We start from the raw sequence: 24,277 nt of genomic DNA on the forward strand, positions 1-24,277 counted from the left end.
TTTGTTCACTATATGTTCCTATTGCCATAGGTGTATGATTCGAACCACCCCCTTTGTCTTGCCTCGGCAAGATTCCCCGCCTATACGCGCGATTATGCTTGATACCTCGAACCAACCCACCCTGCCGCCCGAGATCGCCCGTCGCCGGACCTTCGCGATCATCTCGCACCCTGATGCGGGCAAAACGACGCTAACGGAAAAGTTCCTGCTTTATGGCGGCGCGATCCAGATGGCCGGTCAGGTGCGCGCTAAGGGTGAGGCGCGGCGCACGCGCTCGGATTTCATGCAGATGGAGAAGGATCGTGGTATCTCGGTTTCCGCCTCGGCCATGTCGTTTGATTATGGGAACTTCCGGTTCAATCTGGTGGACACGCCCGGCCACAGCGATTTCTCGGAAGATACCTATCGCACTCTGACTGCCGTGGACGCCGCCGTCATGGTAATCGACGGCGCGAAAGGTGTGGAAAGCCAGACGCAGAAACTGTTCGAGGTTTGCCGCCTGCGCGATCTGCCGATCCTGACCTTCTGTAACAAGATGGACCGCGAAAGCCGCGATACGTTCGAGATCATTGACGAGATTCAGGAAATGCTGGCCATCGACGTCACGCCCGCCGCGTGGCCGATTGGCGTGGGTCGCGATTTCATCGGCTGCTATGACATGCTGCGCGACCGGCTGGAACTGATGGACCGCGCCGACCGCAACAAGGTAGCCGAGAGCATTCAGATCGACGGTCTGGATGACCCGAAACTAGCCGAACATGTTCCCGAGCACTTGCTTGAGAAACTGCTGGAAGAGGTCGAGATGGCGCGCGAATTGCTGCCCGCGCTGGACCCGCAGGCGGTTCTTGAGGGGCATATGACCCCCATCTGGTTCGGTTCGGCGATCAACTCGTTCGGTGTCAAAGAACTGATGGAGGGCATCGGCGCTTACGGCCCGCAGCCGCAAGTGCAATCGGCCGAACCACGTCAGATCGCGCCGGATGAAAAGAAGGTCGCAGGCTTTGTCTTCAAGGTTCAGGCCAATATGGACCCCAAGCACCGCGACCGGGTGGCCTTTGTACGGATGGCCTCGGGCCATTTCAAACGCGGCATGAAACTGACCCATGTGCGGTCCAAGAAGCCCATGGCAATCTCGAACCCGGTGCTGTTTCTGGCCTCGGATCGCGAACTAGCGGATGAAGCATGGGCCGGTGACATCATCGGCATCCCCAACCATGGCCAGTTGCGCATCGGCGACACGCTGACCGAAGGTGAGGCGCTGCGCGTGACCGGCATCCCGTCCTTCGCGCCGGAATTGCTGCAAGGCGTGCGTGCGGGCGACCCGATGAAGGCCAAGCACCTGGAAAAGGCACTCATGCAATTTGCCGAGGAAGGCGCAGCCAAGGTGTTCAAACCCTCGATTGGGTCGGGCTTTATCGTGGGTGTCGTCGGCGCGCTGCAATTCGAAGTGCTCGCCAGCCGGATCGAGATGGAATACGGCCTGCCTGTGCGGTTCGAGGCGTCTCAGTTCACATCCGCCCGCTGGGTCAGTGGTGACAAGGTGGCGGTGGACAAGTTCGTCAACGCCAACAAGCAGCACATCGCGCATGATCATGACGGCGACACCGTCTACCTGACACGTCTGCAATGGGATATCGACCGGGTGGTCCGGGACTATCCTGACCTGACCCTGACTGCGACCAAGGAAATGATGACGTGACCGGCCAAAGGGCCGCGCATGGGTGATAAATCGACCTGGGGCATCGTCTCGACGGTACGGGGGATGGCCCCGGACATCCTGCGTTTCGTGGCCTATCACCTCGACCTTGGGGTGGATCGGATGCATGTCTATCTGGACGAGCCCTGCCCCAAGGCCTTCAACGCCCTGAACCGGCACCCAAAGGTTGAGGTCCGCAATTGCGACGACGGGTTCTGGGCCAATCGTAAGCGGGAGCGCCCCGACAAGCATCAGGTGCGCCAGACAGCCAACGCCTCATTCACTTACCGAAAGGCCAGCGAAGACTGGTTGCTGCATATTGATCTGGACGAGTTTCTGTGGCCCGACCGCCCGGTAGCCGATCTGCTGGACGAGGTCGCGCAGGGTACCCCTTATATCCGCGTACGCCCGGAAGAGGCAGTGGCCGACGCCAAGGACCTGTACAAAGCCTATATCCCGTCCGGGCCTGATCGTGCCGCAACGGTGCAGGCGCTCTATCCCAACTATGGGGCTTTCGTGAAGGGTGGGTTTCTCAGTCACCTGCAAGGCAAGGTGTTTGCTCGCACCGGTTTGCCAGGCATCAACTTCCGCATTCACGGGTTGTTCCAGCATGGGGAACGCCTGATCTGCAAAGCGGAACTTGCCGAGGCTGCGCTCTGCCACCGGCACGCCCCGGATTGGGATCACTGGCTGGCGCATTACCGGTTCCGACTTGAGCGTGGGTCATACAAACCCGGAATGACGCCAAATGTCCCGCGGGATGAGGGCGGGATGAACATGAACGAACTGCTCAGCTGGATCGAAAGCGAGGACGGTGTCGACGGCTTGCGCGCGTTTTTCGATGAGATCAGCGGCGCGCACCCCGAGGTGCGGGCACGGCTGGAACAACACGGGTTGATCCGGCACCGGCCACTGGATCTGGACCGAAAACTTGCGAAACATTTCTCCGGAAGCATCTGAATTGTTGCATTAAATCTGCGCGGTATAGGGCCGCGAACACCTAAACCCCTCTTCATTTGACGCTGCCCAACGTTTTTGTTATGTCCCGCCTCAGCCGAAATGCGCGGGATGCGCATGGCCATCCGGGCCCGGCACATCTTCATACGCGCGGGCCAGGTCGAGTGTCCGCAAAAACCGGACATACATGACAAAGTTTAACGAACTGAACCTGAACCCAAAGGTCCTCAAAGCCATTGAGGAAGCCGGATACGAAACCCCCACCCCGATTCAGGCCGGAGCGATTCCGCCTGCGCTTGAGGGCAAGGATGTGCTGGGCATCGCCCAGACCGGTACCGGCAAAACTGCCAGCTTCACACTGCCGATGATCACCCTGCTGGCCCGTGGCCGCGCACGCGCGCGGATGCCGCGCTCGCTGGTGCTGTGCCCGACGCGGGAACTGGCCGCGCAGGTGGCTGAGAACTTCGACACCTACACCAAGCACCTGAAACTGACCAAAGCGCTGTTGATCGGCGGCGTCAGCTTCAAGGAACAAGAAGCTCTGATCGATCGGGGCGTCGACGTGCTGATCGCCACGCCGGGTCGTCTGCTGGATCATTTCGAGCGCGGTAAGCTGCTGCTGACCGGTGTTCAGATCATGGTGGTGGACGAGGCCGACCGGATGCTGGATATGGGGTTCATCCCCGATATCGAGCGCATCTTCTCACTGACACCTTTCACCCGTCAGACGCTGTTCTTCTCGGCCACCATGGCGTCCGAGATTGAGCGCATCACCGACACGTTCCTGTCCGCCCCTGCCCGGATCGAGGTTGCCCGTCAGGCCACCGCTTCCGAGACGATCGAACAAGGCGTGGTCATGTTCAAAGGTGGCCGCCGCGACCGCGAGGCCAGCGCCAAGCGCAAGGTTCTGCGCGCGCTGATCGACGCCGAGGGTGAAGGCTGCACCAACGCGATCATTTTCTGCAACCGCAAGACGGATGTGGATATCTGCGCGAAATCGCTGAAGAAATACGGCTATAACGCCGCCGCCATTCACGGCGATCTGGATCAGTCGCAGCGCATGAAAACCCTGGACGGCTTCCGCGACGGGTCACTGCGCCTGCTGGTGGCCTCGGACGTGGCGGCGCGAGGGCTGGATATCCCTTCGGTTAGCCATGTGTTCAACTTTGACGTCCCCGGCCATGCCGAGGATTACGTGCACCGCATCGGTCGCACAGGTCGCGCGGGGCGCGAGGGCAAGGCGATCACAATCTGCTCGGGCCGCGATGAAAAGGCTCTGGACGCAATTGAAAACCTGATCCAGAAGGACATTCCCCGGCTCGACAATCCGGTCAAGGAAGAGCCCAAGGACGAAAAGCCCAAGCGCGAGAAAAAGATTAAGCCGGTCGACGAGGCAAAGGTCGACAAAAAGCCCGAGCGCAAGAAGGACTCGGACCGCCGAAAGGACAAGGAACCGCGTGGCCGTGGTCGCCGAAACGATTCAGGTCCGGCGGTTGTTGGCATGGGTGATCACCTGCCCAGCTTCATAGCGCTGAGCTTTGACGAACGCCGCGCAGGCGTAACGGCGCTAGCCGAGGCGGACGCCTCTTAAATCGTTAGCACCAGGGCCAGGATTGAGGCCCCCAGCAATGCCATCCCGGCGATCTCGCGCCGGGTGATGGTTTCGCGGAAGAACAGGATCGAGGCGAACAGGCTGAGGATCAGTTCAACCTGCCCCAACGCCTTCACATAAGCCGCATTCTGCAATGTGAAGGCGAAGAACCAGCAAAACGACCCGCTTAGACTGGTGAGGCCTACGAAGACGCCGGTGCGCCGCGTCTCCCACACCGCGCGCAGTTCGGCGCGGTCTCGCCACAGCAGCCACAGCCCCATGCTGACGAATTGGAATGTCACAACAACGGCCAGCGTCACCAGCGCGCGGAACCATGCGTCGATCTCACCAAGCTGTAGTGATGCGCCCCGGTAGCTGACTGAGGAAAAGGCGAACAGAATCCCCGACCCCAGCCCCAGCCGTGACGCGCGATTGGTCAGGTGTTTCCACCACGCACCGTCCCCTCCGGGGTTTTTCGACAGCAACAGAACTGCCGTCAGGCCCATCAGAATGGCGACTAGCGCTCCGGCTGAAACCTGGTCGCCCAGAACGAGGAAACCGACGATAGCGGTCTGGATCACCTCGGTTTTCTTGAACGTGATTCCGACCGCGAAGTTGCGCTGCTTGAACAAGGCGACCACACAGATGGTTGCCAAGATCTGCGTTGTGCCGCCAATGGTCGCGAACAGCCAGAACAGGGGTGGCATCGAAGGCAAAGACAACTCGCTGAGTTGCAGTGCAGCCCAAAGCGCCAGAACGGCCAACGGCATCGAATAGGCAAATCTGGCAAAGGTCGCACCTGCGGCGGACAATTTCACGCTGCTCAGTGATTTTTGCAGCATAAACCGCACGGTCTGAAACGAGGCGGCGGCGATGGTGACGGGTATCCAGAGGCTCATACCGCCCCTTGTGGCCGCAATTTACCCCTTTGGCCAGAGCGGATGCGGCACCGGATCCTTGGCCTTTAGGAAATGGGCTCGAAACACCTGCGCGTAAGAGCGATAGACATAGGCCTCGTTCCGCGCCAAGTACGTGTCTTGCCCTGCGCGATACAAGGCGGGCAACCGGTACCACGGCGCCGCTGGATTCATGTGATGAACCACGTGCAGGTTGTTGTGAAGAAAGAGAAAGGCCAAGGGCCCCCGATCTTCGATGATCACCGTACGAGCCGAAGCCCGATCATGGGCGCGGTGTTCAAGAAAGGTTCGGATCTTCACCAAGCCTAGCCCCAGATATGCAGCCAGAACATAGGCCCAGATTGGCATGGGCGACAGCGACACAATCCACAGCACCACCAGAACTCCGCATAGATGCAATGCCCAGGCAAGCAGGATATCTGGTTGCAAAACGGGCCGTAACTCATTCCGTATGAACACAAATTGACCAATGGCCGGACCCAACACGATGCGCCCTAGTAACGTATTGTTCACTGCCAGCAAGCGTTTCTGCCAACCGCGCAGAGCTGCCCAGACCTGTGGATCCAGATAGTTAGATTCGGGGTCGTCATAGGGGTCGGTCAGCGTCGCATCCCGATGATGTGCCAGATGCTGGTCGCGGAACCGGCGGTACGGAATGAACAGCGTCAACGGCAACGCCATCAACGCCTCATTCAACGCCTTTTGCCGAAAGGGGTGGCCGTGGATCGCTTCATGCGTCAGCGAAGAATGCAGTGCCGCCACGACGCCCACCAATGGCACAGCGGCCCAAACCGGCAAATAAAACAGCATCGCTAACCACGCCCCATAGCACCCAAGGATCAGGGCAAGGGTGCCCCATTCAGGCCCTGCACGCTCAGACATTGCGGCCCCATGAGATACCTGCCCATATACGTTCGTAAATCACGTAGAGCGTCAGGCCGATGGCCGTGTTGACCAAAGCCAAACCGCCCCCGATCGCGGCTGAGCCGGTTGCGACCAACCCCACAACGGTCATCACCACAAGGCCCACCGCATTCCACAATACGGCCTTCACGACTGATCTGCGTCGTGTCTCCATTCCGTCACCCATATTTTTGTTATGGCTTAAGAATTACGGATCACGCAGATGGTGAACATTCTGAATGTGATTAACAAAATTCATCATCTGTGATAAAACCAAACACATGTCCGAAAATATCGACAAACGAGACCGTGCCGCACAGTTCCGCCTCCGCCTTGCCCGCGCGATGGAGGAGCGGCACGTGAGCCAAAGTGCTCTGGCGCGAAACATCGGCGTAGATCGCTCGACCGTGTCGCAACTTCTGACCGGCGACGGAGCTCGTTTGCCGAATGCGCATGTGGTTGGTGGCTGCGCGTCAGCGCTGGGAGTTTCGGCGGATTGGCTCCTGTCGCTCTCGGACCGACCCGAAAGCGCGGCTGAACTTTTGGCGGGTGCGCTAACTGTGACTGAGGCCGCCCGCGCGTTGGTGGATGAGCGGATATTCGAATGGCATCAAGAGGCCGCCGGATACAAAATCCGTTATGTTCCAGCGACTTTGCCGGACATGTTAAAGACCCGCGCCGTGCTGGAATGGGAGTATGCACCGCATCTGGGGCGGACGGCAGATCAGGCCATCGGCGCATCTGAGGACCGGTTGACCTGGATGCGCCGAGCGCAGTCGGACTACGAAATTGCCATGCCTTTGTTTGAAATCGAAAGCTTCGCAAGCGCAACGGGATATTACCGAGGGCTGGATCTGCAAACACGTCAGGATCAGATCGACCATCTACTTGCTCTGTGCGACCAACTCTATCCCCGCCTGCGCATCTATCTGTTTGATGCAAAAAGGCTTTATTCGGCACCAGTCACGATCTTTGGCCCCTTGCTCTGCGTGTTCTATGCGGGCAGTCATTATATGGCGTTCCGCGACCGCGATCGGATCGAAACGTTCACCCGCCATTTTGACACTCTGGTCCGCGAGGCCGACGTCACCGCGCGGGATTTTCCCGGCCATCTGCGCGCATTACGTGACTGTATGCGTTGAACTCAATCCTGTGCTAACGTCGCTGGGCGCGAACCCTTTCGCATTCCGATTATGAACGGAGGAGCACAGGAATGGACGCAATGCAAACCGCCCAATACGCACGGGCCTTATATTCCGCCCACGGAGACAGAGCCGAGGCTGAAGCCGCGCAGAAGATGCGCGAATGCGAGGCTGCCGGGAATATGCAACAGGCACAGGATTGGCAGGCGGTCCGTCAGACCATCCGCCAGATTCGTGGTCCCAATCAGGGCTAAATCTTGGGGTCGGGGTTGACGGTATGCCCGTCCACCGCGATCACTTGCCCAGATACCAGCCGCGCCGCGTCTGACGCCAGAAACACGGCCATATCGGCAATGTCGCGCCCCTCGACAAACCGCCCCATCGAGGTGCCTGCGGCATAGCCGTTATACACCTGATCTCGCGTCATGCCTTTGGCGTTGGCCTCGCGGGCCAGAACGCCCTCCATCCGGGGACCTTCGACCGCGCCGGGGCAGATCGTGTTGCAACGCACGCCGTGGGGGCCAAGCTCCATCGCCAGCGTTTTGGCAAGCCCGATGACACCCCATTTCGCCGCCGCATAGGGCGCGCGATTGGGATATCCGTATTGCCCGGCCGTAGACGAGGTGATGATGATCGCCCCACTGCCCTGACGCTTGAGGATCGGTGCCACGTATTTCGCGCATAAAAACGCCCCCTCAAGGTTGACCGCCAGACAGGTACGCCATTCGTCAAGCGCCACATCCTCGACCAGCGCCGTCGGCCCGGCGATCCCGGCATTGGCGCAGAGCGTATCCAGCCCACCCCATTGCGCCGCAATCTCGGCGAACAGGGCAGCAACCGAGGGCTCATCCGCCACATCCACCTGCGACCGTTTCCAATGCTCTGGGCACGCGCTTAACGCCTCGGCATCCAGATCGGCGACCCAGACCTGCGCCCCAACGGCGTCGAACACCTCGGCCATGGCCCGGCCGACGCCCGAGGCCCCGGCCGTGATCAGAACCCGCCCGCTCATGCAGGTTTACGGATCGCCGCCCCCGCGCCTTCGGGATAAGGCAACCCGGCCTGCGCCTCGGCAATGCGGGCCATGGCCGCCTCGATCTGTGGCGACGGAGCACTTGGACGGCGGGTGTCCAGACTGACATGCAGCAGAAAGCTTTCACCCGTGGCCAGCAGTTTGTCGCCCTCATACATACTGTGGAAAACGTGCAGTTTTTTGCCCTGCCCCAACAGCATCTGCGTGCGCACCTGTATCTTTGCGCCTGCATGAACCTCATCCACATAGCGGATGTGGTTTTCAGCGGTGAAGTAGCTGCCGCCCGAGGCGATATAGTCCGCGTCGCAGCCAATAACCTCCATGAACCGGTCGGTAGCAGCGGCAAAGGCCTCTAGATAACGCGCCTCGTTCATGTGGCCGTTATAGTCCGTCCAATCCAGCGGCACAGCGCGCGACAAGGTCAGGATCGGTTGGCTGAGATCAGCCTGATCGATCGTAGGCAACGCACCGGGTTTCAGCATCGCATCATGCTGGTTCAGTACCGCCCCCGCGCCATAGTTTTGCGCCTTGAGCGCGCGCATCATGCCCACGAGGTTATTGTCGCGGATGCGCTCCAGTTCGCGGATCGTATGCATCCCCGATTGCGCATCCGACTGATCGGCGATCATATCGACCAGTTCATCGGTGAACTCGGGCACATCCATCAGCTTGGTCCAAGGCCATTTCAGCGCTGGCCCAAACTGAGCCATAAAGTGCCGCATCCCGGCCTCGCCTCCGGCCACGCGGTAGGTCTCGAACAGGCCCATCTGCGCCCAGCGGATGCCGAACCCCATACGGATCGCCTCGTCCACCTCTTCGGTGGTGGCGATGCCGTCCTTGACCAGCCACAGCGCCTCGCGCCAAACCGCTTCAAGGAACCGGTCAGCGATATGCGCGTCGATTTCTTTTTTGATGTGCAGAGGGAAGAACCCCACCGATTTCAGGAGCCCCTGCGCACGCTCGACCATCTCAGGCGGGTTCTTGTCCGTCGGTACAAGTTCGATCAGTGGCAGCAAGTACACCGGGTTGAACGGATGCGTCACAACGATCTGTTCGGGCCGTAACGCACCCTCCTGCAATTCCGAAGGTTTGAACCCACTGGTCGACGAGCCAATGATCGCGCCCGGATCACACGCCTCCTGCAACCCCTTGTAAACCTTCAACTTAAGATCCAACCGCTCGGGCACACTTTCCTGAATCCACTCCGCGCCCTGCACGGCCTCAACCATATCTTCATGAAAACTCAGAGAACCCTCGGGTGGCAACGGAACATCACTCAGCCCCGGCAGCGAACGCCGCGCATTGTCCAGAACCTCCCCAATCTTGCGCTCAGCTTCAGGATCAGGGTCAAAAACCCGAACATCCCACCCGTTCAGCAAAAACCGCGCGGCCCAACCGCCGCCGATCACACCACCACCAATGATTGCCGCTGTTTTCACGTCGATCCGCCTCTTCATCTGGCTAAAAATATCCCGGGGGTTTGGGGGCAGGCCCCCAAACCGCGCCTATTTCGCCGCCGGCGCACGCTTGGTCAAACCCAGCTTCTCGCGCACCTCAGCAGGCCCAATGACCTTCGCGCCCATATTCTCGATAATGGTCCCCGCACGCTCGACCAATTGCCAGTTCTCGGCCAGAACACCCTTGTCCAGCCACAGATTGTCCTCCAACCCAACCCGCACGTTGCCGCCTGCCAGCACCGAGGCCGCCACATAAGCCATCTGGTTCCGCCCCAACGAAAACGCACTGAACGTCCAGTCGTCGGGCACATTGTTCACCATGGCCATAAACGTATTCAGATCATCCGGCGCGCCCCACGGCACGCCCATACACAGCTGAACTAGAGCGTTCGGCTCCAGAATTCCCTCTTTCACCAACTGTTTGGCGAACCACAGATGACCGGTGTCAAAAGCCTCAATCTCGGGCTTCACACCCATATCCGTCATCATCTGCCCCATCGCCCGCAGCGCGCCTGGGGTGTTGGTCATTACGTAATCCGCCTCGGCAAAGTTCATGGTGCCGCAGTCCAACGTGCAAATCTCAGGCAGACATTCCGCGATATGTGCGACGCGCTCGGAGGCGCCGATCATGTCGGTGCCCTCAGCCACCGGAAACGGGCTCTCGACACCGCCGAACACGATATCCCCACCCATCCCGGCTGTCAGGTTCAGCACTACATCCACATCCGCATCGCGAATCCGGTCCGTCACCTCGCGATAGAGGTCCAGCCGTCGGCTGGGTGCGCCGGTCTCGGGGTCGCGCACATGGCAATGCACCACCGCCGCCCCTGCTTTGGCCGCGGCAATCGCGCTGTCGGCAATCTGCTGCGGCGAGCGCGGTACATGCGGGCTGCGATCCTGCGTTCCGCCCGAGCCGGTCACGGCACAGGTGACAAATACTTCGCGGTTCATTTCCAAAGGCATGGCGTTCTCCCCAGCTTATACCCGGTTTTGCCCTGAGTTTTCCCCAGACTTCTCCCCGGCAATCGATTTGCGTTGCCTGCGACTCTGACGCAGGCTTGTGGAAACACTTGCCAGAATGCGAATCGAACTTGATGAAATCCGCAAAAAACATCCTCCAACCCGAACATCGCGCCCTGAAAACGGCTGTGCTGGTGCTGGACGACTGCAACACGCTTAGTTTTGCATCCGCTGTAGACCCCATGCGCGCAGCCAACCGTCTGGCCGATCGCCCCGCCTTTGACTGGGATTATGTCACTGCCACGCCTGAGCCCGCGATGCTGACCAGCGCACTGACCGTACCGGGTATCCCGCTGGCGCGCCTGCAAAGCTGCGACCTGATGATCGTGGTCGCAGGCTTCCAACTGGCGCGCCACGCAACCCCCAGTCTGTTGGCTGGACTACGCCGGATCGCAAACACCGGCGCCACAATGGCAGGCATCGACGGAGGCCCCTGGCTACTGGCCGAAGCAGGCCTGCTGGACGGCCACGCCGCAACAACCCATTGGGAAGATCTGGATAATTTCGCAGCCCGTTTCCCCGAAGTCGACGTCCGCCCCGACCGGTTCGCTGTCTCGCAAAACCGCCTCACCTCAGGCGGCGCAATCCCAGCGGTCGAAATGATGCTGCATATCATCGCCGCCCGCCACGGCGCAGGCTTCGCCGCACGCGTCTCGGGCCTATTCCTCTATGACGGCGCGCCCGACCCCAGCAAACCGCAAAGCCGCACCGGCGCCCCACACCGCCACACAGCGCTGACGGCCAAAGCCAACAGCCTGATGCAATCCGCGCTGGATGACCCCCTGCCGCTGACCAACATAGCCGAGACACTGGGTACCAGCCCCCGCACCCTGCAACAGCAATTCCGCCTGCGCCTGAACACCACGCCGCAAGACCACTACCTGCAACTGCGCCTGGCCGAGGCCCGCCGTCTGGTCACAGATACTGACATGCCGCTGATGGACGTAGCACTAGCCACAGGCTTTGCCTCGCAATCAAGCTTCGCCCGCGCCTTCCGCACGGCCCACGGCCTGTCGGCCCGTGACCTAAGACAAGAACGCGCGCACCCCACCCATCACTGACCGGATCCGCTTTCATCTGGCCAAAAATATCCCGGGGGAGACGCCCGTAAAGGGCGGCGGGGGCAGAGCCCCCGACCCACCGCGAAACCTAGTACGGCATCGGAAAGGCGCGATGGGCCGCGGTGATCTCGCTCAAAACTTCCGAGGACAACTCAAGATCCTTACCCGCAAGGATACGTTCCAGTTGCTTGACCGTCGTGGCCCCGAATATTGCCGACAACATGAACTTCCGTGTCTGGCACCATGCTAGCGACATCTGGACCGGGTCCAGCCCATGCCGATCTGCAATATCAAGATAGGCCGCAACCGCGTCAAACACACGATCTGACTTGCGCCCACCCATCTCGGCATTGATCGACATGCGCGATCCGTCGGGCACCGCACCGCCCTGATACTTACCAGTCAGGAACCCCGCAGCCAAAGGTGAGAACGCCATCAATCCCACATCCTCATGCACGCTCAACTCGGCCATATCGGTATCGAAATGCCGACAAAGCAGTGAATACTCATTCTGAACCGAAGCCACCCGTGGCCCCGCCCCTGCCTCAGCCAAGCGTAACCATTGCGCGGTGCCCCAAGCGCTTTCGTTGGACAGGCCAAAGGCGCGGATATTGCCCTTGTTCACCTGCACCTGCAGCGCCTCCAGACACTCCTGCATGTTGGCCAGCACTTCGTCGGTGTTGTCACCTGCCGGCGCAAAGGTCCAATTCTGGCGGAACATGTAGCTGCCCCGGTTTGGCCAGTGAAATTGGTAAAGGTCGATGCAGTCCGTCTTCAACCGCCGCAGGGATCCCTCGACCGCCTCTGGAATGGTTTGGGCAGAGATTGGAGACCCGTTCCGCGCATGCGTAAACCCTGCTCCTGAATGTTTGGTCGCCAGCACATAGTCACTGCGGCGCGACGGGTTTGCCGCGTTCCAGTTCCCCAAGATCTCTTCGGTGCGCCCCACCGTTTCGGCCGAGATCGGGTTAACCGGATACATCTCGGCTGCGTCGACGAAATTGATCCCGGCCTCCAACGCCATATCCATCTGAATGTGGGCGTCCGCCTCGGATGTCTGGGTTCCGAATGTCATGGTCCCAAGACATAGATCGGTCACCATGATGCCGGTGCGGCCCAAAGGCTTCATTTCCATTTATCACTCTCCTGAAATCTGTACGGCAGGGCCTAAGCCTCGGCCTTCTTCTCCCATCGACCCGAAGCCTCGGACCAGTATTGCGCCGAACAACCTGCGTCAGTCAGTGCTTTCCACTGCCCCCGCGCGTGCTGCACCGCCTGTTCATCATTGCCGTCGAACAGGATGCATACCCGCTCCAAAGCGTTCACTTCGTCCGGGGCAACAGCGGCACCGTCAACGGCCATCACACAAGCCGGATCGTTGCCAGCCTGCGGGCCGGTGGTCAGCAAGATGGGCTGATCCGCGTCATGCGGGCCTCCTGCAAGACCATGCGGCAGGAACCCATCCTCGGGCCCCAGCCACAGTTTTTCATCCAGCCAGTCCATCCGTGCGGGATCAGTGCCCCGCACGGCAATCCGCCACCCGGCCTGACGCGCCTTGTCCAGCAACACCGGCAAAGTGTGCTCCAGCGGGCGTTGGGTCAGGTGGTAGAAATAGACAGCCCCCATCCGATTACTCGAAATTGTCCTGCACAAACCGGCTGAGCGCCCGCACGCCCCATCCTGTTGCCCCTTTGGGCGCATAAGACGTCTCGGACGCGACCGAGGCCACACCAGCGATATCCAGGTGAATCCACGGCGTTTCCTCTTTCACGAACCGCTGCAGGAACTGCGCCGCCGTGATTGAGCCCGCCGGCCGTCCGCCCACGTTCTTCATATCCGCGATACGCGACTTCAACAGCTTGTCATAGGCATCACCCAACGGCATCCGCCACGCGCCCTCATCCTCGGCCTTGGCGGATTTCAGGAAGGCTTCGCAGAACGTGTCATTGTTCGAGAAGACACCCGCATTCTCATGCCCCAGACCGATGATGATCGCACCGGTTAAGGTCGCCAGATCGACCATGCCTACAGGGCTGAAGCGTTCTTGCGCGTACCACATCACGTCGCACAGGACCAAACGGCCCTCGGCATCGGTGTTGATGATCTCGACTGTATCGCCCTTCATGGACTTGACGACATCGCCCGGACGCGTGGCATTGCCCGAGGGCATGTTCTCGACCAGCCCAACTAGGCCGACCACGTTGGCCTTGGCCTTGCGCTTGGCCAGCGCGCGCATGGTGCCAGCGACAACGCCTGCGCCGCCCATATCCATGGTCATGTCTTCCATGCCACCCGCAGGTTTCAACGAAATCCCGCCGGTATCGAACACAACGCCTTTGCCCACCAGCGCCAGCGGAGAATCGCCCTTGTCGCCACCGTTCCACTGCATCACCACAACCTTCGAGGGACTAACCGAGCCCTGCCCGACGCTCAGCAATGTGCGCATCCCCAGCTCTTCGAGCTTGTCCTCTTCCAGAACCTCGACCTCAAGGCCCAGTTCCTGCATTTCGACCAAGCGATTGGCGAATTCGGTGGTGGTCAGAACGTTTGCAGGCTCATTGGTCAAGTCGCGCGTCATACGCACGCCGTCGGCAATGGCGTAGAGCGGCGCAAATGCCACCTCGACCTCATCGGGTTTTTGATGCGCGATCGTGACCGGAGCGGCCGCGTCGGCGTCTTTTGTCTTGTGCGCATCGAAATCATAGCTGCGCAGGGCGATACCAAGGGCCAGTTCCTCGGTCCTAATCTGGTTCGCCGCCATGACCAATAGCGCTTTGCCGCCTGCCAGTTTGGCCAGCGCAACACCGCCCTTGCGGGCCTCGGCCGGATCAGGACGGCGGGGCAGAATCAGGATGTCCAGTGCCTCGGCCACCATTCCTCCGGGCCAAGCCAGCGTGATCACGTCACCGCTTTTCACCTTGCCGAAGCGTTCGCTTTCCACCAGTCGTGCGACGGCTCCACGGGTCAGACGATTGGCACGCCGTGCCGCTGGGCCCATCTTACCATCGTCCGTGATGATTATCGCCACGCGCCCCTCGGCCTGTGCCATTACGTCGATGTCGAAAGACTGAAACTGGATCGGGATAAGACTGCTCATGGCGAACTCCTGAAAATCTGTTTCCCAAGACCTAGCCCGCGCTGCCCGGCTTGACCAGATAGCAGTTTTCCCCGACAGGCATTTGCAGTACAGTCGCGAAAAAATTCCGGCAGGTTGGTGGGAGAGTGCAGTGGTAAGACGGGGCAGGCATATGCCGTCGCATATAAGCGCGGCCTGCGGTGAATCCGACCCATTGCCTCCCGCAAATATTGGTCCGGCAGGAGGGGCGGCATGATCCTCGACCGCTACTTCGCCCGCCGATTCATGCAGAGTTTTCTGGTCATCGGCGCGATTTTCCTGACCCTGCTGATTCTGATCGACCTGATCGAACAGGTGCGCCGCTTTGACGACGAAAACCTGTCCTTCGGACGGTTGCTGCATTTGACCCTGCTGAATACCCCCGCTGCCATCAGCGAGATGCTGCCCCTTTTGGTGATCCTGTCCACAATCGCGCTTTTTGTCGGTCTGGCCCGCAGTTCGGAACTGGTGGTGACACGCGCCATCGGTCGGTCAGGCATTCGCGCACTGCTCGCGCCCGCCACGCTGGCGCTGGTCATCGGCGCAGGAGCGGTCGCCCTGCTGAATCCCATTGCGGCTGCCACGTCCGAGGAATATCAACGCCTGTCCGACAGCTACCGCAACAACGGAAGTTCGGCCTTTTCGATCAGCAGCGAAGGCCTGTGGTTGCGACAGGGCTCGCGCAATGGACAATCGGTGATCCACGCGCGGGGCACCGCGAATGGGAACACTTTGGTCCTGAACGAGGTGACGATCATCACCTTTTCACCTGACGGGACACCGAACCAGCAGATCCAGGCAGACGCGGCTGAGCTTAAGGACGGGAATTGGATCCTCAGCAACGCAAAGGTTTGGCCGTTGATCCAAGGCGTCAATCCGGAAACCAACGCGACAGAGCATGAAAGGCTGGAGATTCCGACCTCACTCACCCGTCAGCGTATTCTGGATACATTGGGCGATCAGGGATCCGTGTCGGTCTATGACCTGCCAGAACTGATCCGCGATTTGGGTGAAGCGGGGTTTTCGACCAAACAATATGAGGTCTGGCTGCAAGTTCAGCTTGCCCGGCCCTTCTTTCTAGTGGCAATGGTCCTGATCGGGGCCGCCTTCACAATGCGCCATGTAAGGTTCGGAGGCACCGGGATCGCCGTACTGTCGGCGGTTTTGCTGGGGTTCGCCATCTACTTCGTAAGAAACTTTGCCCAAATTCTGGGAGAAAACGGACAATTGCCTATCTTCGTCGCGGCCTGGGCTCCGCCATTTGCAGCCATTCTTTTGTCGCTCGGCCTCCTTTTACACGCGGAGGACGGCTGATGCGTCTTTTCGCGCGTTTATTGTTGTCTGGTGCCGTCGCGCTCACACTGCCCGTAGCTGCGACAGCGCAAGCACAGCCCACAGCCGCCCCAGTGCAGGATCAGGAGCAACAGGATGAACCGGCGTTGCTGGTGGCCGACAAGATCTTTATCACCCCCGACCGCGTTCTGGTGGCTGAGGGCAATGTCGAGGCGTTTCAGGGCGACGCCAAAGTCACCGCCAACCGGATCACGTATAACCGCGACACCGGCGAGTTGAATCTGGAAGGCCCCGTGCGCATTGATCAGGCCGGGACAACCACGATTCTGGCGGATTCGGCCACGTTGGACAGCGGCATCCAAAACGGCCTGCTGATAGGTGCGCGGATGGTGTTCGAACAGCAGGTGCAGATCGCATCCGTTCAGGCCAAACGTGCGGGCGGACGGTATACGCAGTTCGACAAGGTCTCGGCCACATCCTGTCATATTTGTTCGGACGGCAGGCCGCCTCTTTGGCAAATCCGGGCGCGGAAAGTCACGCATGACCAGCTGGAGCGGCAACTATACTTCGAAGGCGCACAGTTCAGGATTCTGGACCTGCCTGTCTTCTACTTCCCTTATCTGCGCCTTCCCGATCCGACGCTGGACCGCGCCACGGGGTTTCTGGTGCCGTCGATCCGCACCACATCGCAGCTTGGAACCGGAGTTCAGGTTCCCTATTTCTTCAAGTTGGGTGATCACCGGGATCTGACGCTGACGCCTTATATCTCGCCAGAAACCAAAACGCTGGGCTACCGTTATCGGCAAGCGTTCAAGCGGGGGCGGATCGAAATTGATGGCGCGTATACACGTGACGACCTGGAACCCGGTGAGGATCGCGGGTTCTTATTTGCAAACGGATATTTTGGGCTTAACGACGGATATCTGCTCAGTTTCAACCTGCAAACCACGTCGGACGACGCGTATCTGGCCGATTATGGCCTGCCCGAATTCGACCGCCTGCGCAGTGAAATTGCATTGGAACGGTACGAGCGCGATACCGCATTCCGCACCAGCTTTATCCACTTCAAAACCCTGCGCGACAGTGAAGATCAGGATGAAATCCCATCGCGCATCTTCGATCTGTTCTACGAGAAACGCCTGTTTCCCAAATCGGTCGGAGGCGAAGTACGGCTAGGCGTCGAGACCCACGCGCATGAGCGCACCAGCGACGAAGACGTGCTGGGCCGCGACGTCGCACGGGCGACATTCGATGCGGAATGGCTTCGCAGCTGGACTTTTGCATCCGGGCTGCGTGCCGACGCGCAACTGGGTGCGTCTGTGGACACATTCAACATTCGCCATGACAGCAATTTTCCCGATCAGGTGACGCGCACCACGCCGCGCGCCGCGCTGACCCTGCGCTATCCGATGGCACGCCGCGAACAAAGCGGGGCAACACAGGTGCTGGAGCCGATTGCGCAGGTCGGTTGGACCCAGGTTTCGACCAATGATGTGCCGCTGGATGAAAGCACCTTTCAGGAATTCGACCAAGGGAACCTTTTGTCCCTGTCGCGCTTTCCCGCACCCGACAGGCGCGAGGATGGGGTCACGGGCGTATTCGGGCTCAACTGGTCCCGATATGCGGGCAATGGTCGCCGTGCGTTGGTTACAGTCGGGCAGGTCTATCGCGCAGATGCAGACCCCGAGTTCAACCTGACCTCGGGCTTGCAGGGAACCTCGTCCGATCTGTTGCTGGCCGGGCAGCTGCAAACCGCCAATGGTTGGTCCCTCGCGGGGCGCGGTCTGTTGAACGGCGATTTCAGCTTCGCCAAGGCCGAGATGCGCGCGGCCTGGCAAAGGGAAACCGTTGGGATCGTAGGAAGTTACGTCTGGCAAGAACCCGACCCGGATGAAAATATCGACGACGAGATATCGGAAATACGTTTGGACGGGCGCTATACAATCGACCAAAACTGGCTGACCCAGGCCCTCGCCCGATATGATATTAGTGAATCCGAGCCGATCCGATACGGGCTTGGCGTCACCTACCGCAACGAATGCGTACAAGTTAACATGAGTGTCAGCAGGCGCTTTACTTCGTCATCAAGTATTGAGCCTTCGACAGAATTCGGCTTTACCGTAGCTTTGACGGGATATTCCGTTGAAGGCAGTGGCCAACAGTTCAAGAGAAGATGCAGTTGATTCCAGGTTTCTCAAGTTTCCTTCGTTCCGGTTGGCTTAAACCGGTTGCTCCGGTTTTGACCGCGCTTGTCCTTGCTTTCGTCGCTCCGCAAACGCAGGCCCAAAGCCTGTTCTCGCCTGCAATCAAGGTCAATCAGGATATCGTCACCTGGTACGAACTGGATCAACGGCAGCAATTCCTGACCGTTCTGGGCGCGCCGGGCGCATCAGACGAAGAAGTCCGCCAGGCCCTTATTGATGACCGTCTACGCCGACAGGTCATGCGTCAGGCCGGAATCTCGGCCAACCCCGAGGCCGTTCAACTGGGCATTGACGAGTTCGCAGCACGCGGCCAGCTTTCCAGCGATGAATTCCTGCAACTCCTTGCTGATGCCGGGGTATCACGTGAAACCGTACGTGATTTTATCGCCGACCAACTCTCGTGGCGTGATTTCATCAGCGCCCGGTTTATCTCGCAAGCGCGCCCGACCGAGGATGAGATTAACCGTGCCCTGGGCCAATCGGGCAGCGGCGGCCTTCAGGTTTTGCTCTCCGAAATCATCATCCCCGTGACACCGCAGACTCTGCCGCAAGTGCAATTGTTGGCCGACGAAATCGCTCTGGTTGAAGGGTTCGATGCCTTTTCAGCGGCGGCAACGCAATATTCGGCCGCCGGCACCCGCACCAATGGCGGTCAATTGGACTGGTTGAACCTGACCGAGCTTCCGCCCGCTTTGCAGCCGGTTATTCTTGGGTTGAAGACCGGTGACATCACCCAACCCATATCCCTGTCCAACGCCGTCGCACTGTTTCAGATGCGGGGCATCCGGGAAAGCGCAACAGCCGCGCCACAGTACTCCAAGGTCGATTACGCAATCTACAATCTGCCAGGCGGACGCAGCCCGGCAACCCTCGCGCGCGCAGCCGAATTGCGTGAAGAGGTCGATACCTGCGACGATCTCTACGGTATCGCACAGGATCAGCCCCCAGAAGTTCTGGAACGGATTGAGGCCGCACCAGCCGAGATTCCGCGCGATATAGCGCTGGAACTGGCCAAGCTGGACCTCAACGAGGTGTCCACGACCCTGACCAGCAACAATGGTCAGACACTGCGCTTCCTGATGCTGTGCACGCGCACACTGGACCGTGGAGAAGAAACATCGCGGGCAGACGTCGCCAACGCCCTGACGCAGCAGCGCCTGCAAGCCTTTTCCGAAAGCCTTCTGGAGCAGCTGCGCGCCGACGCCACGATCGTCGAGCAATGACAGCCCCTATCGCGCTAAGCTGCGGTGACCCGGCCGGTATCGGCCCGGAAATCGCAGCAAAAGCTTGGGCCGAGCTGCGCGACACCTGCCCGTTCTTCTTCATCGGAGACGCAGCGCATTTGCCGGGCGGGACCCCGACCGCAAAAATTTCGGATCCGGCCGAGGCAATGAAGCTTAGCACCACGGCCCTGCCCGTCCTACAGCTCGACTTTCCCGAATCCGCTCTTCCCGGCCGCCCTGCCTCCGCCAACGCGCCAGGTGTCATTGATGCAATCGAGTTTGGCGTATCCCTGGTCCAATCCGGTGCGGCCTCTGCGCTGTGTACGGCACCGATCCACAAAAAGGCTCTGATCGACGGCGCCGGTTTCGCCTATCCCGGCCATACCGAGTTTCTGGCGGCGCTTTCTGGTTGCAAACGGGTGGTGATGATGCTGGCCAGCGACCAGCTTCGTGTGGTGCCCGCAACGATCCACATTCCGCTGTCCCGCGTCCCGGCGGAACTGACCCCTGACCTCCTGCAAGACACGATCGAGATCACCGCGCATGGCCTACGCACCCAATTCGGCATCCCGAACCCTCGCATCGCCATCGCGGGCCTCAACCCTCACGCAGGCGAAGGCGGCAAAATGGGGCATGAGGAACTGGACTGGATCGGCCCCCTGATCGACGCGCTGCCCACCGATGGCTACACCGTGACCGGCCCGCACCCCGCCGACACGATGTTTCACGCCGCTGCCCGCGCCCGCTATGACGCGGCCATCGCCATGTATCACGACCAGGCGCTGATCCCGATCAAAACGCTGGATTTCGACCGGGGCGTGAACGTGACGCTGGGCCTGCCTTTCATCCGCACCTCACCCGATCACGGCACCGCCATGGATATTGCAGGGCAAGGCATCGCCAACCCCTCCAGCCTGATCGAGGCCCTGAAGCTTGCCCAACGCATGGCGCAAAGCACTTGACCCTTCACCTGGCTGAAAATATCCCCGCCGGAGGCACAAAAACTGGCGCACCGCCTCAACCCGCGCCACGGTAATCGGATCATGAGCGCCATCGACACCCTTCCCCCACTGCGCGAAGTCATCGCTGCACACCAGCTTTCGGCCCGCAAATCTCTGGGCCAGAATTTTCTGCTGGATCTGAACCTAACTGCCAAGATCGCCCGTCAGGCCGGTGATCTGACTACATGTGACGTGCTGGAAATCGGCCCCGGTCCCGGCGGCCTGACCCGTGGGCTTCTGTCCGAAGGCGCCCGTAAAGTCGTCGCCGTCGAAAAAGACACCCGCTGCATCGCGGCTCTCAACGAGATCGCAACCGCCTATCCTGGAAGGCTAGAGGTTATCAACGGCGACGCGCTTGAAATCAATCCGCTCGCCCACCTGACGCCCCCCATTCGTATTGCCGCGAACCTGCCCTACAATGTGGGCACCGAATTGCTGGTGCGCTGGCTGACCCCGCCGGAATGGCCCCCGTTCTGGCAAAGCCTCACCCTTATGTTCCAACGCGAAGTGGCCGAGCGGATCGTCGCCCAACCCGGCAGCAAAGCATATGGCCGCCTTGCCATCCTTGCGCAATGGCGGGCCGAGGCAAGGATCGCCATGTCCCTGCCGCCGGGTGCCTTTACGCCACCCCCAAAAGTTTCCAGCGCGGTGGTCCACCTGACCGCCCTGCCCGAGCCTCGTTTTCCGGCAGATGCAGCCACCCTGTCCCGCGTTGTCGCGGCAGCCTTCAACCAGCGGCGCAAAATGCTGCGCGCCTCGTTGAAAGGCGTCGCCCCCGATATCGAAGACAGGTTGCGCGCTGCTGGCATAGAACCCACCGAAAGGGCCGAACAGGTCCCGTTGGAAGCCTTCTGCGCTCTGGCTCGTGCAGTGAAGCAGCCCTAAGAAACAAAAAAACCTCGGGTCGAAACCCGAGGCCTAACTTTGCTATTCAAACCGATTACTCAGCCGCCTCCGGGGCGTCTCCCTTGTCGGCAGCGGGTTCTTCCGCTGCGGGCGCGGCCTTGGGCTTGCGCGCACGTGGCTTGCGTGCCGGTTTTTCTTTCTTCTCAGGTGCGGCGTCGCCGCCTTTGCTTTCGGGTGTCTCCACCAGACCGGATTCAGGTGCCGCATCTTCGGGCGCGAACCCCATCACATCAGGCTGCGGAGCCTCTGCCGGGTCGGCTTGACGGGCTGCTTCACGTTCCTGACGCTCGGCGCGCTCGCGGTCACGTTCGGCCTGGCGTTCGCGGTTCTGACGCTCTTGCTCTTCGCGGCGGGCTTCCATCTCGCGTTGGGCTTCGCTCAGCAGGCGCAGGTAATGCTCGGCATGTTGCTGGAAATTCTCGGCGGCCACACGGTCATTGGACAGCTGCGCATCGCGGGCAAGCTGGTTGTACTTGTCAATGATCTGCTGGGGCGTGCCTCGCACTTTGCCTTCCGGCCCCGAGCTGTCAAAGACCCGGTTTACAACGTTGCCGCCAGAAGGACGATTGCGGTTATTCTTGGCCCGCGAGCGGGATTTTGAAGATCTCATCTACTTTCGTCAGCCTTGTCTTACGATGTCGATCACCTCGCGACGTACACTGCTCAAAGGTTTTAGCTGTGACGCGGTGTCGACTTTTTGGGCTTGGCGTCAGGGGCGCGCTGTAACGGCGTCAACCTCGCTGACTATTCCTGAGTAAACATGTCCGGCAGGTTCAGACAAGGGGTTTGTCCCATTTTTCGCTGATTTTTTACATCAATCGGCAGAAATCGGCCTCAGAACGTGTCGTCATTGCGGCATTCTGGCGAAAACGACGCGATCGCGCCCATCCAGATCAGGAATAACGCGCGTCTCAGACAAACCTGCCGCATCAAAAAGCGCCGCCACGGCAGCGCCCTGCGTCGGGCCAATTTCCACCAGCAACCGCCCGCCCGGTAATAGAAAATCAGGCACACCGGCGGCGATGCGTCTATACGCCCCAAGCCCATCCCCTTCGTCGGTCAGAGCCATGCGCGGTTCATGCTCGCGCACTTCCGGGGACAGCGCCTCCATTTCGGACAGCGAAATATACGGGGGATTCGAGACAATAAGATCGAATTCACCCTCAATGTTTCCAAACCAATCGGATTGAAGAACCTCCACCCGGTCTTGTACCTGATGCTGCACGGCATTCGCACTGGTTTGCAGGCAGGCCGATTCACTCAGATCAACGCCAACACCGGACGCGCTGGTGCGTTCAGCCAGCAGAGTGATCAGAATACAGCCCGAACCTGTGCCCAGGTCCAGAACGTGATCGAACGGCTCGCTCAGGGCGGCTTCGATCAAGGTCTCTGTCTCGGGGCGTGGGTCCAGAACATCGCGACTGACCCGGAACCTACGGCCATAGAATTCACGCTCGCCCAGCAGATGCGACACCGGCACCCGAATGGCCCGCAGCGCGATCAGCTGGTCATAACGTTCGGCGATTTCCAGAGCCAATTCCTCTGGCGCGATCAGGGTGACACGACTGGCCTCGATCCGGGCGGCATGGGCAAGCAGAACACGTGCATCGCGCGCCGGATCATCGACCCCCGCCGCACGCAGCCGCGCCGTCGCGGCAACCATCGCCATAGCCGCTGTCTGCGGCCCGTTCATTGTGCCATCTCGGCCAGCAAACGCGCCTGATCGTCAGCGGTGAGCGCGTCGATGATTTCGTCCAAGTCGCCCTGCATCACATGATCCAACTTATAAAGCGTCAGGTTGATACGGTGATCCGTCATGCGGCCCTGCGGGAAGTTATAGGTCCTGATCCGCTCAGAGCGGTCCCCGGACCCCACCTGACTGGCCCGATCGGCTGAGCGTTCACTGTCGATCCGCTGGCGCTCCAAGTCATAGAGGCGCGTTTTCAGCACCTGCATAGCAATCTCGCGGTTGCGGTGTTGGGATTTCTCGGAACTGGTCACAACCAGCCCGGTCGGAAGGTGGGTAATGCGCACCGCCGAGTCGGTAGTGTTCACATGCTGTCCCCCCGCGCCCGAGCTGCGCATGGTGTCGATACGGATGTCATTGGCGTCGACCTGAATGTCCACATCCTCAGCCTCGGGCAAAACGGCCACGGTGGCTGCCGAGGTATGAATCCGCCCCCCGCTTTCGGTTTCGGGCACGCGCTGCACCCGGTGCACGCCGGATTCGTACTTCATCCGGGCAAAGACGTTCTCGCCCTTGATATGGGCCACCACCTCTTTGATGCCACCCAGATCGGAGGCCTGTTCTTCGATGATCTCAAACCGCCAGCCGCGCGCCTCGGCGTAACGCTGATACATGCGCAACAGATCGCCTGCGAACAATGCGGCCTCGTCCCCACCCGTGCCCGGTCGGATTTCCAGCATCGCTGGGCGTGCGTCGGCCTCGTCTCGGGGCAACAGCGCCAATTGCAGCGCATGTTCTGCTTGCGGGATACGGGCCCGAAGATCAGGAATTTCCTCTTCGGCCAATTCCTTCATGTCGGGGTCGGCCAGCATTGCCTCGGCCTCGGCCAAATCGGCCCGCAGCTGCCGCCAGGCCATGATCTGATCAACCACAGGCTTGAGATCCGAATACTCCTTGGCCAAGGCCGCAATATCTCCACCCGAGGCACCATCGGACATGGCCGCTTCGAGGTATTGGAATCGCTGGGTTATCTGCTCAAGGCGTTCTTCGGGGATCATCTGGGCGGTGTCC

At 60.2% G+C, this 24,277-nt stretch carries 23 protein-coding genes; 11 read left to right on the forward strand and 12 right to left on the reverse strand.

Features of this window, described 5'->3' with window-relative positions:
• Positions 1–94: 94 nt before the first annotated feature.
• The 3 genes from ACR0C5_RS01830 to ACR0C5_RS01840 all read left to right on the forward strand — a co-directional run bounded on the left by ACR0C5_RS01830 (position 95) and on the right by ACR0C5_RS01840 (position 4,244).
• The gene (locus ACR0C5_RS01830) at positions 95–1,699 is read left to right on the forward strand and encodes a peptide chain release factor 3 (protein WP_170774398.1); all 1,605 of its coding nucleotides are present in this window, start codon (positions 95–97) and stop codon (positions 1,697–1,699) included.
• An 18-nt stretch (positions 1,700–1,717) separates the two neighbouring features.
• Positions 1,718–2,656, forward strand: a complete 939-nt coding sequence (locus ACR0C5_RS01835) for a glycosyltransferase family 2 protein (RefSeq protein WP_480874134.1) — start codon at positions 1,718–1,720, stop codon at positions 2,654–2,656.
• A gap of 184 nt (positions 2,657–2,840) precedes the next feature.
• Positions 2,841–4,244: a DEAD/DEAH box helicase gene (locus ACR0C5_RS01840; RefSeq protein ID WP_480874137.1), complete on the forward strand. Its 1,404-nt coding sequence runs from the start codon at positions 2,841–2,843 to the stop codon at positions 4,242–4,244.
• On the opposite strand, the gene ACR0C5_RS01845 is transcribed toward ACR0C5_RS01840, so the two are convergent.
• From ACR0C5_RS01845 to ACR0C5_RS01855, 3 genes are read right to left on the reverse strand one after another with little or no spacing between them, the layout of a single operon-like run.
• A complete protein-coding gene (locus tag ACR0C5_RS01845) occupies positions 4,241–5,143 on the reverse strand; it encodes an EamA family transporter (RefSeq protein WP_480874140.1) in 903 nt (300 codons plus the stop codon). The genes ACR0C5_RS01840 and ACR0C5_RS01845 overlap by 4 nt on opposite strands.
• 21 nt (positions 5,144–5,164) lie before the next feature.
• On the reverse strand, positions 5,165–6,043 hold the full coding sequence (locus tag ACR0C5_RS01850) for a fatty acid desaturase (protein ID WP_170774406.1): 879 nt from the start codon (positions 6,041–6,043) through the stop codon (positions 5,165–5,167).
• A complete protein-coding gene (locus ACR0C5_RS01855; RefSeq protein ID WP_170774408.1) occupies positions 6,036–6,239 on the reverse strand; it encodes a DUF2061 domain-containing protein in 204 nt (67 codons plus the stop codon). Before ACR0C5_RS01855 ends, ACR0C5_RS01850 begins: the two co-directional genes overlap by 8 nt.
• A 106-nt stretch (positions 6,240–6,345) precedes the next feature.
• Between ACR0C5_RS01855 and ACR0C5_RS01860 the strand changes: the two genes are divergently transcribed.
• Both ACR0C5_RS01860 and ACR0C5_RS01865 read left to right on the forward strand, forming a co-directional pair.
• Entirely contained in the window at positions 6,346–7,206 is an 861-nt protein-coding gene (locus ACR0C5_RS01860; RefSeq protein WP_170774410.1) for a helix-turn-helix domain-containing protein, read from the forward strand.
• 71 nt (positions 7,207–7,277) lie between these two features.
• Positions 7,278–7,460 (forward strand): hypothetical protein, encoded by a 183-nt coding sequence (locus tag ACR0C5_RS01865; protein WP_170354385.1) that lies wholly within the window; start codon positions 7,278–7,280, stop codon positions 7,458–7,460.
• On the opposite strand, the gene ACR0C5_RS01870 is transcribed toward ACR0C5_RS01865, so the two are convergent.
• The 3 genes from ACR0C5_RS01870 to bcoG are packed head-to-tail and all read right to left on the reverse strand — an operon-like array spanning position 7,457 to position 10,659.
• Complete coding sequence (locus tag ACR0C5_RS01870) at positions 7,457–8,218, reverse strand: SDR family oxidoreductase (protein ID WP_480874145.1); 762 nt, start codon at positions 8,216–8,218, stop codon at positions 7,457–7,459. The two genes, ACR0C5_RS01865 and ACR0C5_RS01870, sit on opposite strands and share 4 nt — an antisense overlap.
• Positions 8,215–9,696: a carnitine 3-dehydrogenase gene (locus ACR0C5_RS01875; RefSeq protein ID WP_480502489.1), complete on the reverse strand. Its 1,482-nt coding sequence runs from the start codon at positions 9,694–9,696 to the stop codon at positions 8,215–8,217. The genes ACR0C5_RS01870 and ACR0C5_RS01875 overlap by 4 nt, the downstream gene beginning before the upstream one ends.
• Before the next feature lie 48 nt (positions 9,697–9,744).
• The gene (bcoG, locus tag ACR0C5_RS01880) at positions 9,745–10,659 is read right to left on the reverse strand and encodes a 3-dehydrocarnitine:acetyl-CoA trimethylamine transferase BcoG (protein WP_480874148.1); all 915 of its coding nucleotides are present in this window, start codon (positions 10,657–10,659) and stop codon (positions 9,745–9,747) included.
• A 131-nt stretch (positions 10,660–10,790) separates the two neighbouring features.
• On the opposite strand from bcoG, the gene ACR0C5_RS01885 reads away from it, so the two are divergent.
• Positions 10,791–11,777, forward strand: a complete 987-nt coding sequence (locus ACR0C5_RS01885; protein WP_170788710.1) for a GlxA family transcriptional regulator — start codon at positions 10,791–10,793, stop codon at positions 11,775–11,777.
• 88 nt (positions 11,778–11,865) lie between these two features.
• Here the strand turns inward: ACR0C5_RS01885 and ACR0C5_RS01890 are convergent, their stop codons facing one another.
• From ACR0C5_RS01890 to ACR0C5_RS01900, 3 genes are read right to left on the reverse strand one after another with little or no spacing between them, the layout of a single operon-like run.
• Positions 11,866–12,912: an aldo/keto reductase gene (locus tag ACR0C5_RS01890; protein ID WP_170788711.1), complete on the reverse strand. Its 1,047-nt coding sequence runs from the start codon at positions 12,910–12,912 to the stop codon at positions 11,866–11,868.
• A 32-nt stretch (positions 12,913–12,944) separates the two neighbouring features.
• Positions 12,945–13,403: a DNA polymerase III subunit chi gene (locus ACR0C5_RS01895; protein WP_480874152.1), complete on the reverse strand. Its 459-nt coding sequence runs from the start codon at positions 13,401–13,403 to the stop codon at positions 12,945–12,947.
• 4 nt (positions 13,404–13,407) lie between these two features.
• Positions 13,408–14,874, reverse strand: coding sequence for a leucyl aminopeptidase (locus ACR0C5_RS01900; RefSeq protein WP_480874155.1), 1,467 nt, complete (start codon positions 14,872–14,874; stop codon positions 13,408–13,410).
• Between the two features lie 231 nt (positions 14,875–15,105).
• On the opposite strand from ACR0C5_RS01900, the gene lptG reads away from it, so the two are divergent.
• The 5 genes from lptG (at position 15,106) to rsmA (ending at position 21,498) form a co-directional block, all read left to right on the forward strand.
• Complete coding sequence (gene lptG / locus ACR0C5_RS01905) at positions 15,106–16,206, forward strand: LPS export ABC transporter permease LptG (RefSeq protein WP_170782531.1); 1,101 nt, start codon at positions 15,106–15,108, stop codon at positions 16,204–16,206.
• Entirely contained in the window at positions 16,206–18,368 is a 2,163-nt protein-coding gene (locus ACR0C5_RS01910; RefSeq protein WP_170788715.1) for an LPS-assembly protein LptD, read from the forward strand. The genes lptG and ACR0C5_RS01910 overlap by 1 nt, the downstream gene beginning before the upstream one ends.
• Before the next feature lie 56 nt (positions 18,369–18,424).
• The gene (locus tag ACR0C5_RS01915) at positions 18,425–19,612 is read left to right on the forward strand and encodes a peptidylprolyl isomerase (protein WP_480502493.1); all 1,188 of its coding nucleotides are present in this window, start codon (positions 18,425–18,427) and stop codon (positions 19,610–19,612) included.
• The gene (gene pdxA, locus ACR0C5_RS01920) at positions 19,609–20,574 is read left to right on the forward strand and encodes a 4-hydroxythreonine-4-phosphate dehydrogenase PdxA (protein WP_480874158.1); all 966 of its coding nucleotides are present in this window, start codon (positions 19,609–19,611) and stop codon (positions 20,572–20,574) included. The genes ACR0C5_RS01915 and pdxA overlap by 4 nt, the downstream gene beginning before the upstream one ends.
• A gap of 81 nt (positions 20,575–20,655) precedes the next feature.
• Positions 20,656–21,498: a 16S rRNA (adenine(1518)-N(6)/adenine(1519)-N(6))-dimethyltransferase RsmA gene (gene rsmA / locus ACR0C5_RS01925; RefSeq protein WP_170788717.1), complete on the forward strand. Its 843-nt coding sequence runs from the start codon at positions 20,656–20,658 to the stop codon at positions 21,496–21,498.
• A 55-nt stretch (positions 21,499–21,553) separates the two neighbouring features.
• Here rsmA and ACR0C5_RS01930 read toward each other — a convergent pair whose 3' ends face one another.
• The 3 genes from ACR0C5_RS01930 to prfA form a co-directional block, all read right to left on the reverse strand.
• Positions 21,554–22,129 carry a DUF4167 domain-containing protein gene (locus ACR0C5_RS01930; RefSeq protein WP_170774436.1) on the reverse strand — a complete coding sequence of 192 codons (576 nt, stop codon included), beginning with the start codon at positions 22,127–22,129 and terminating at the stop codon, positions 21,554–21,556.
• A 237-nt stretch (positions 22,130–22,366) separates the two neighbouring features.
• Positions 22,367–23,212, reverse strand: a complete 846-nt coding sequence (prmC, locus tag ACR0C5_RS01935; protein ID WP_480874162.1) for a peptide chain release factor N(5)-glutamine methyltransferase — start codon at positions 23,210–23,212, stop codon at positions 22,367–22,369.
• Entirely contained in the window at positions 23,209–24,264 is a 1,056-nt protein-coding gene (prfA, locus tag ACR0C5_RS01940) for a peptide chain release factor 1 (protein WP_480874165.1), read from the reverse strand. The genes prmC and prfA overlap by 4 nt, the downstream gene beginning before the upstream one ends.
• Between the last annotated feature and the right edge of the window lie 13 nt (positions 24,265–24,277).

Source organism: Ruegeria sp. N8 (assembly GCF_056531325.1).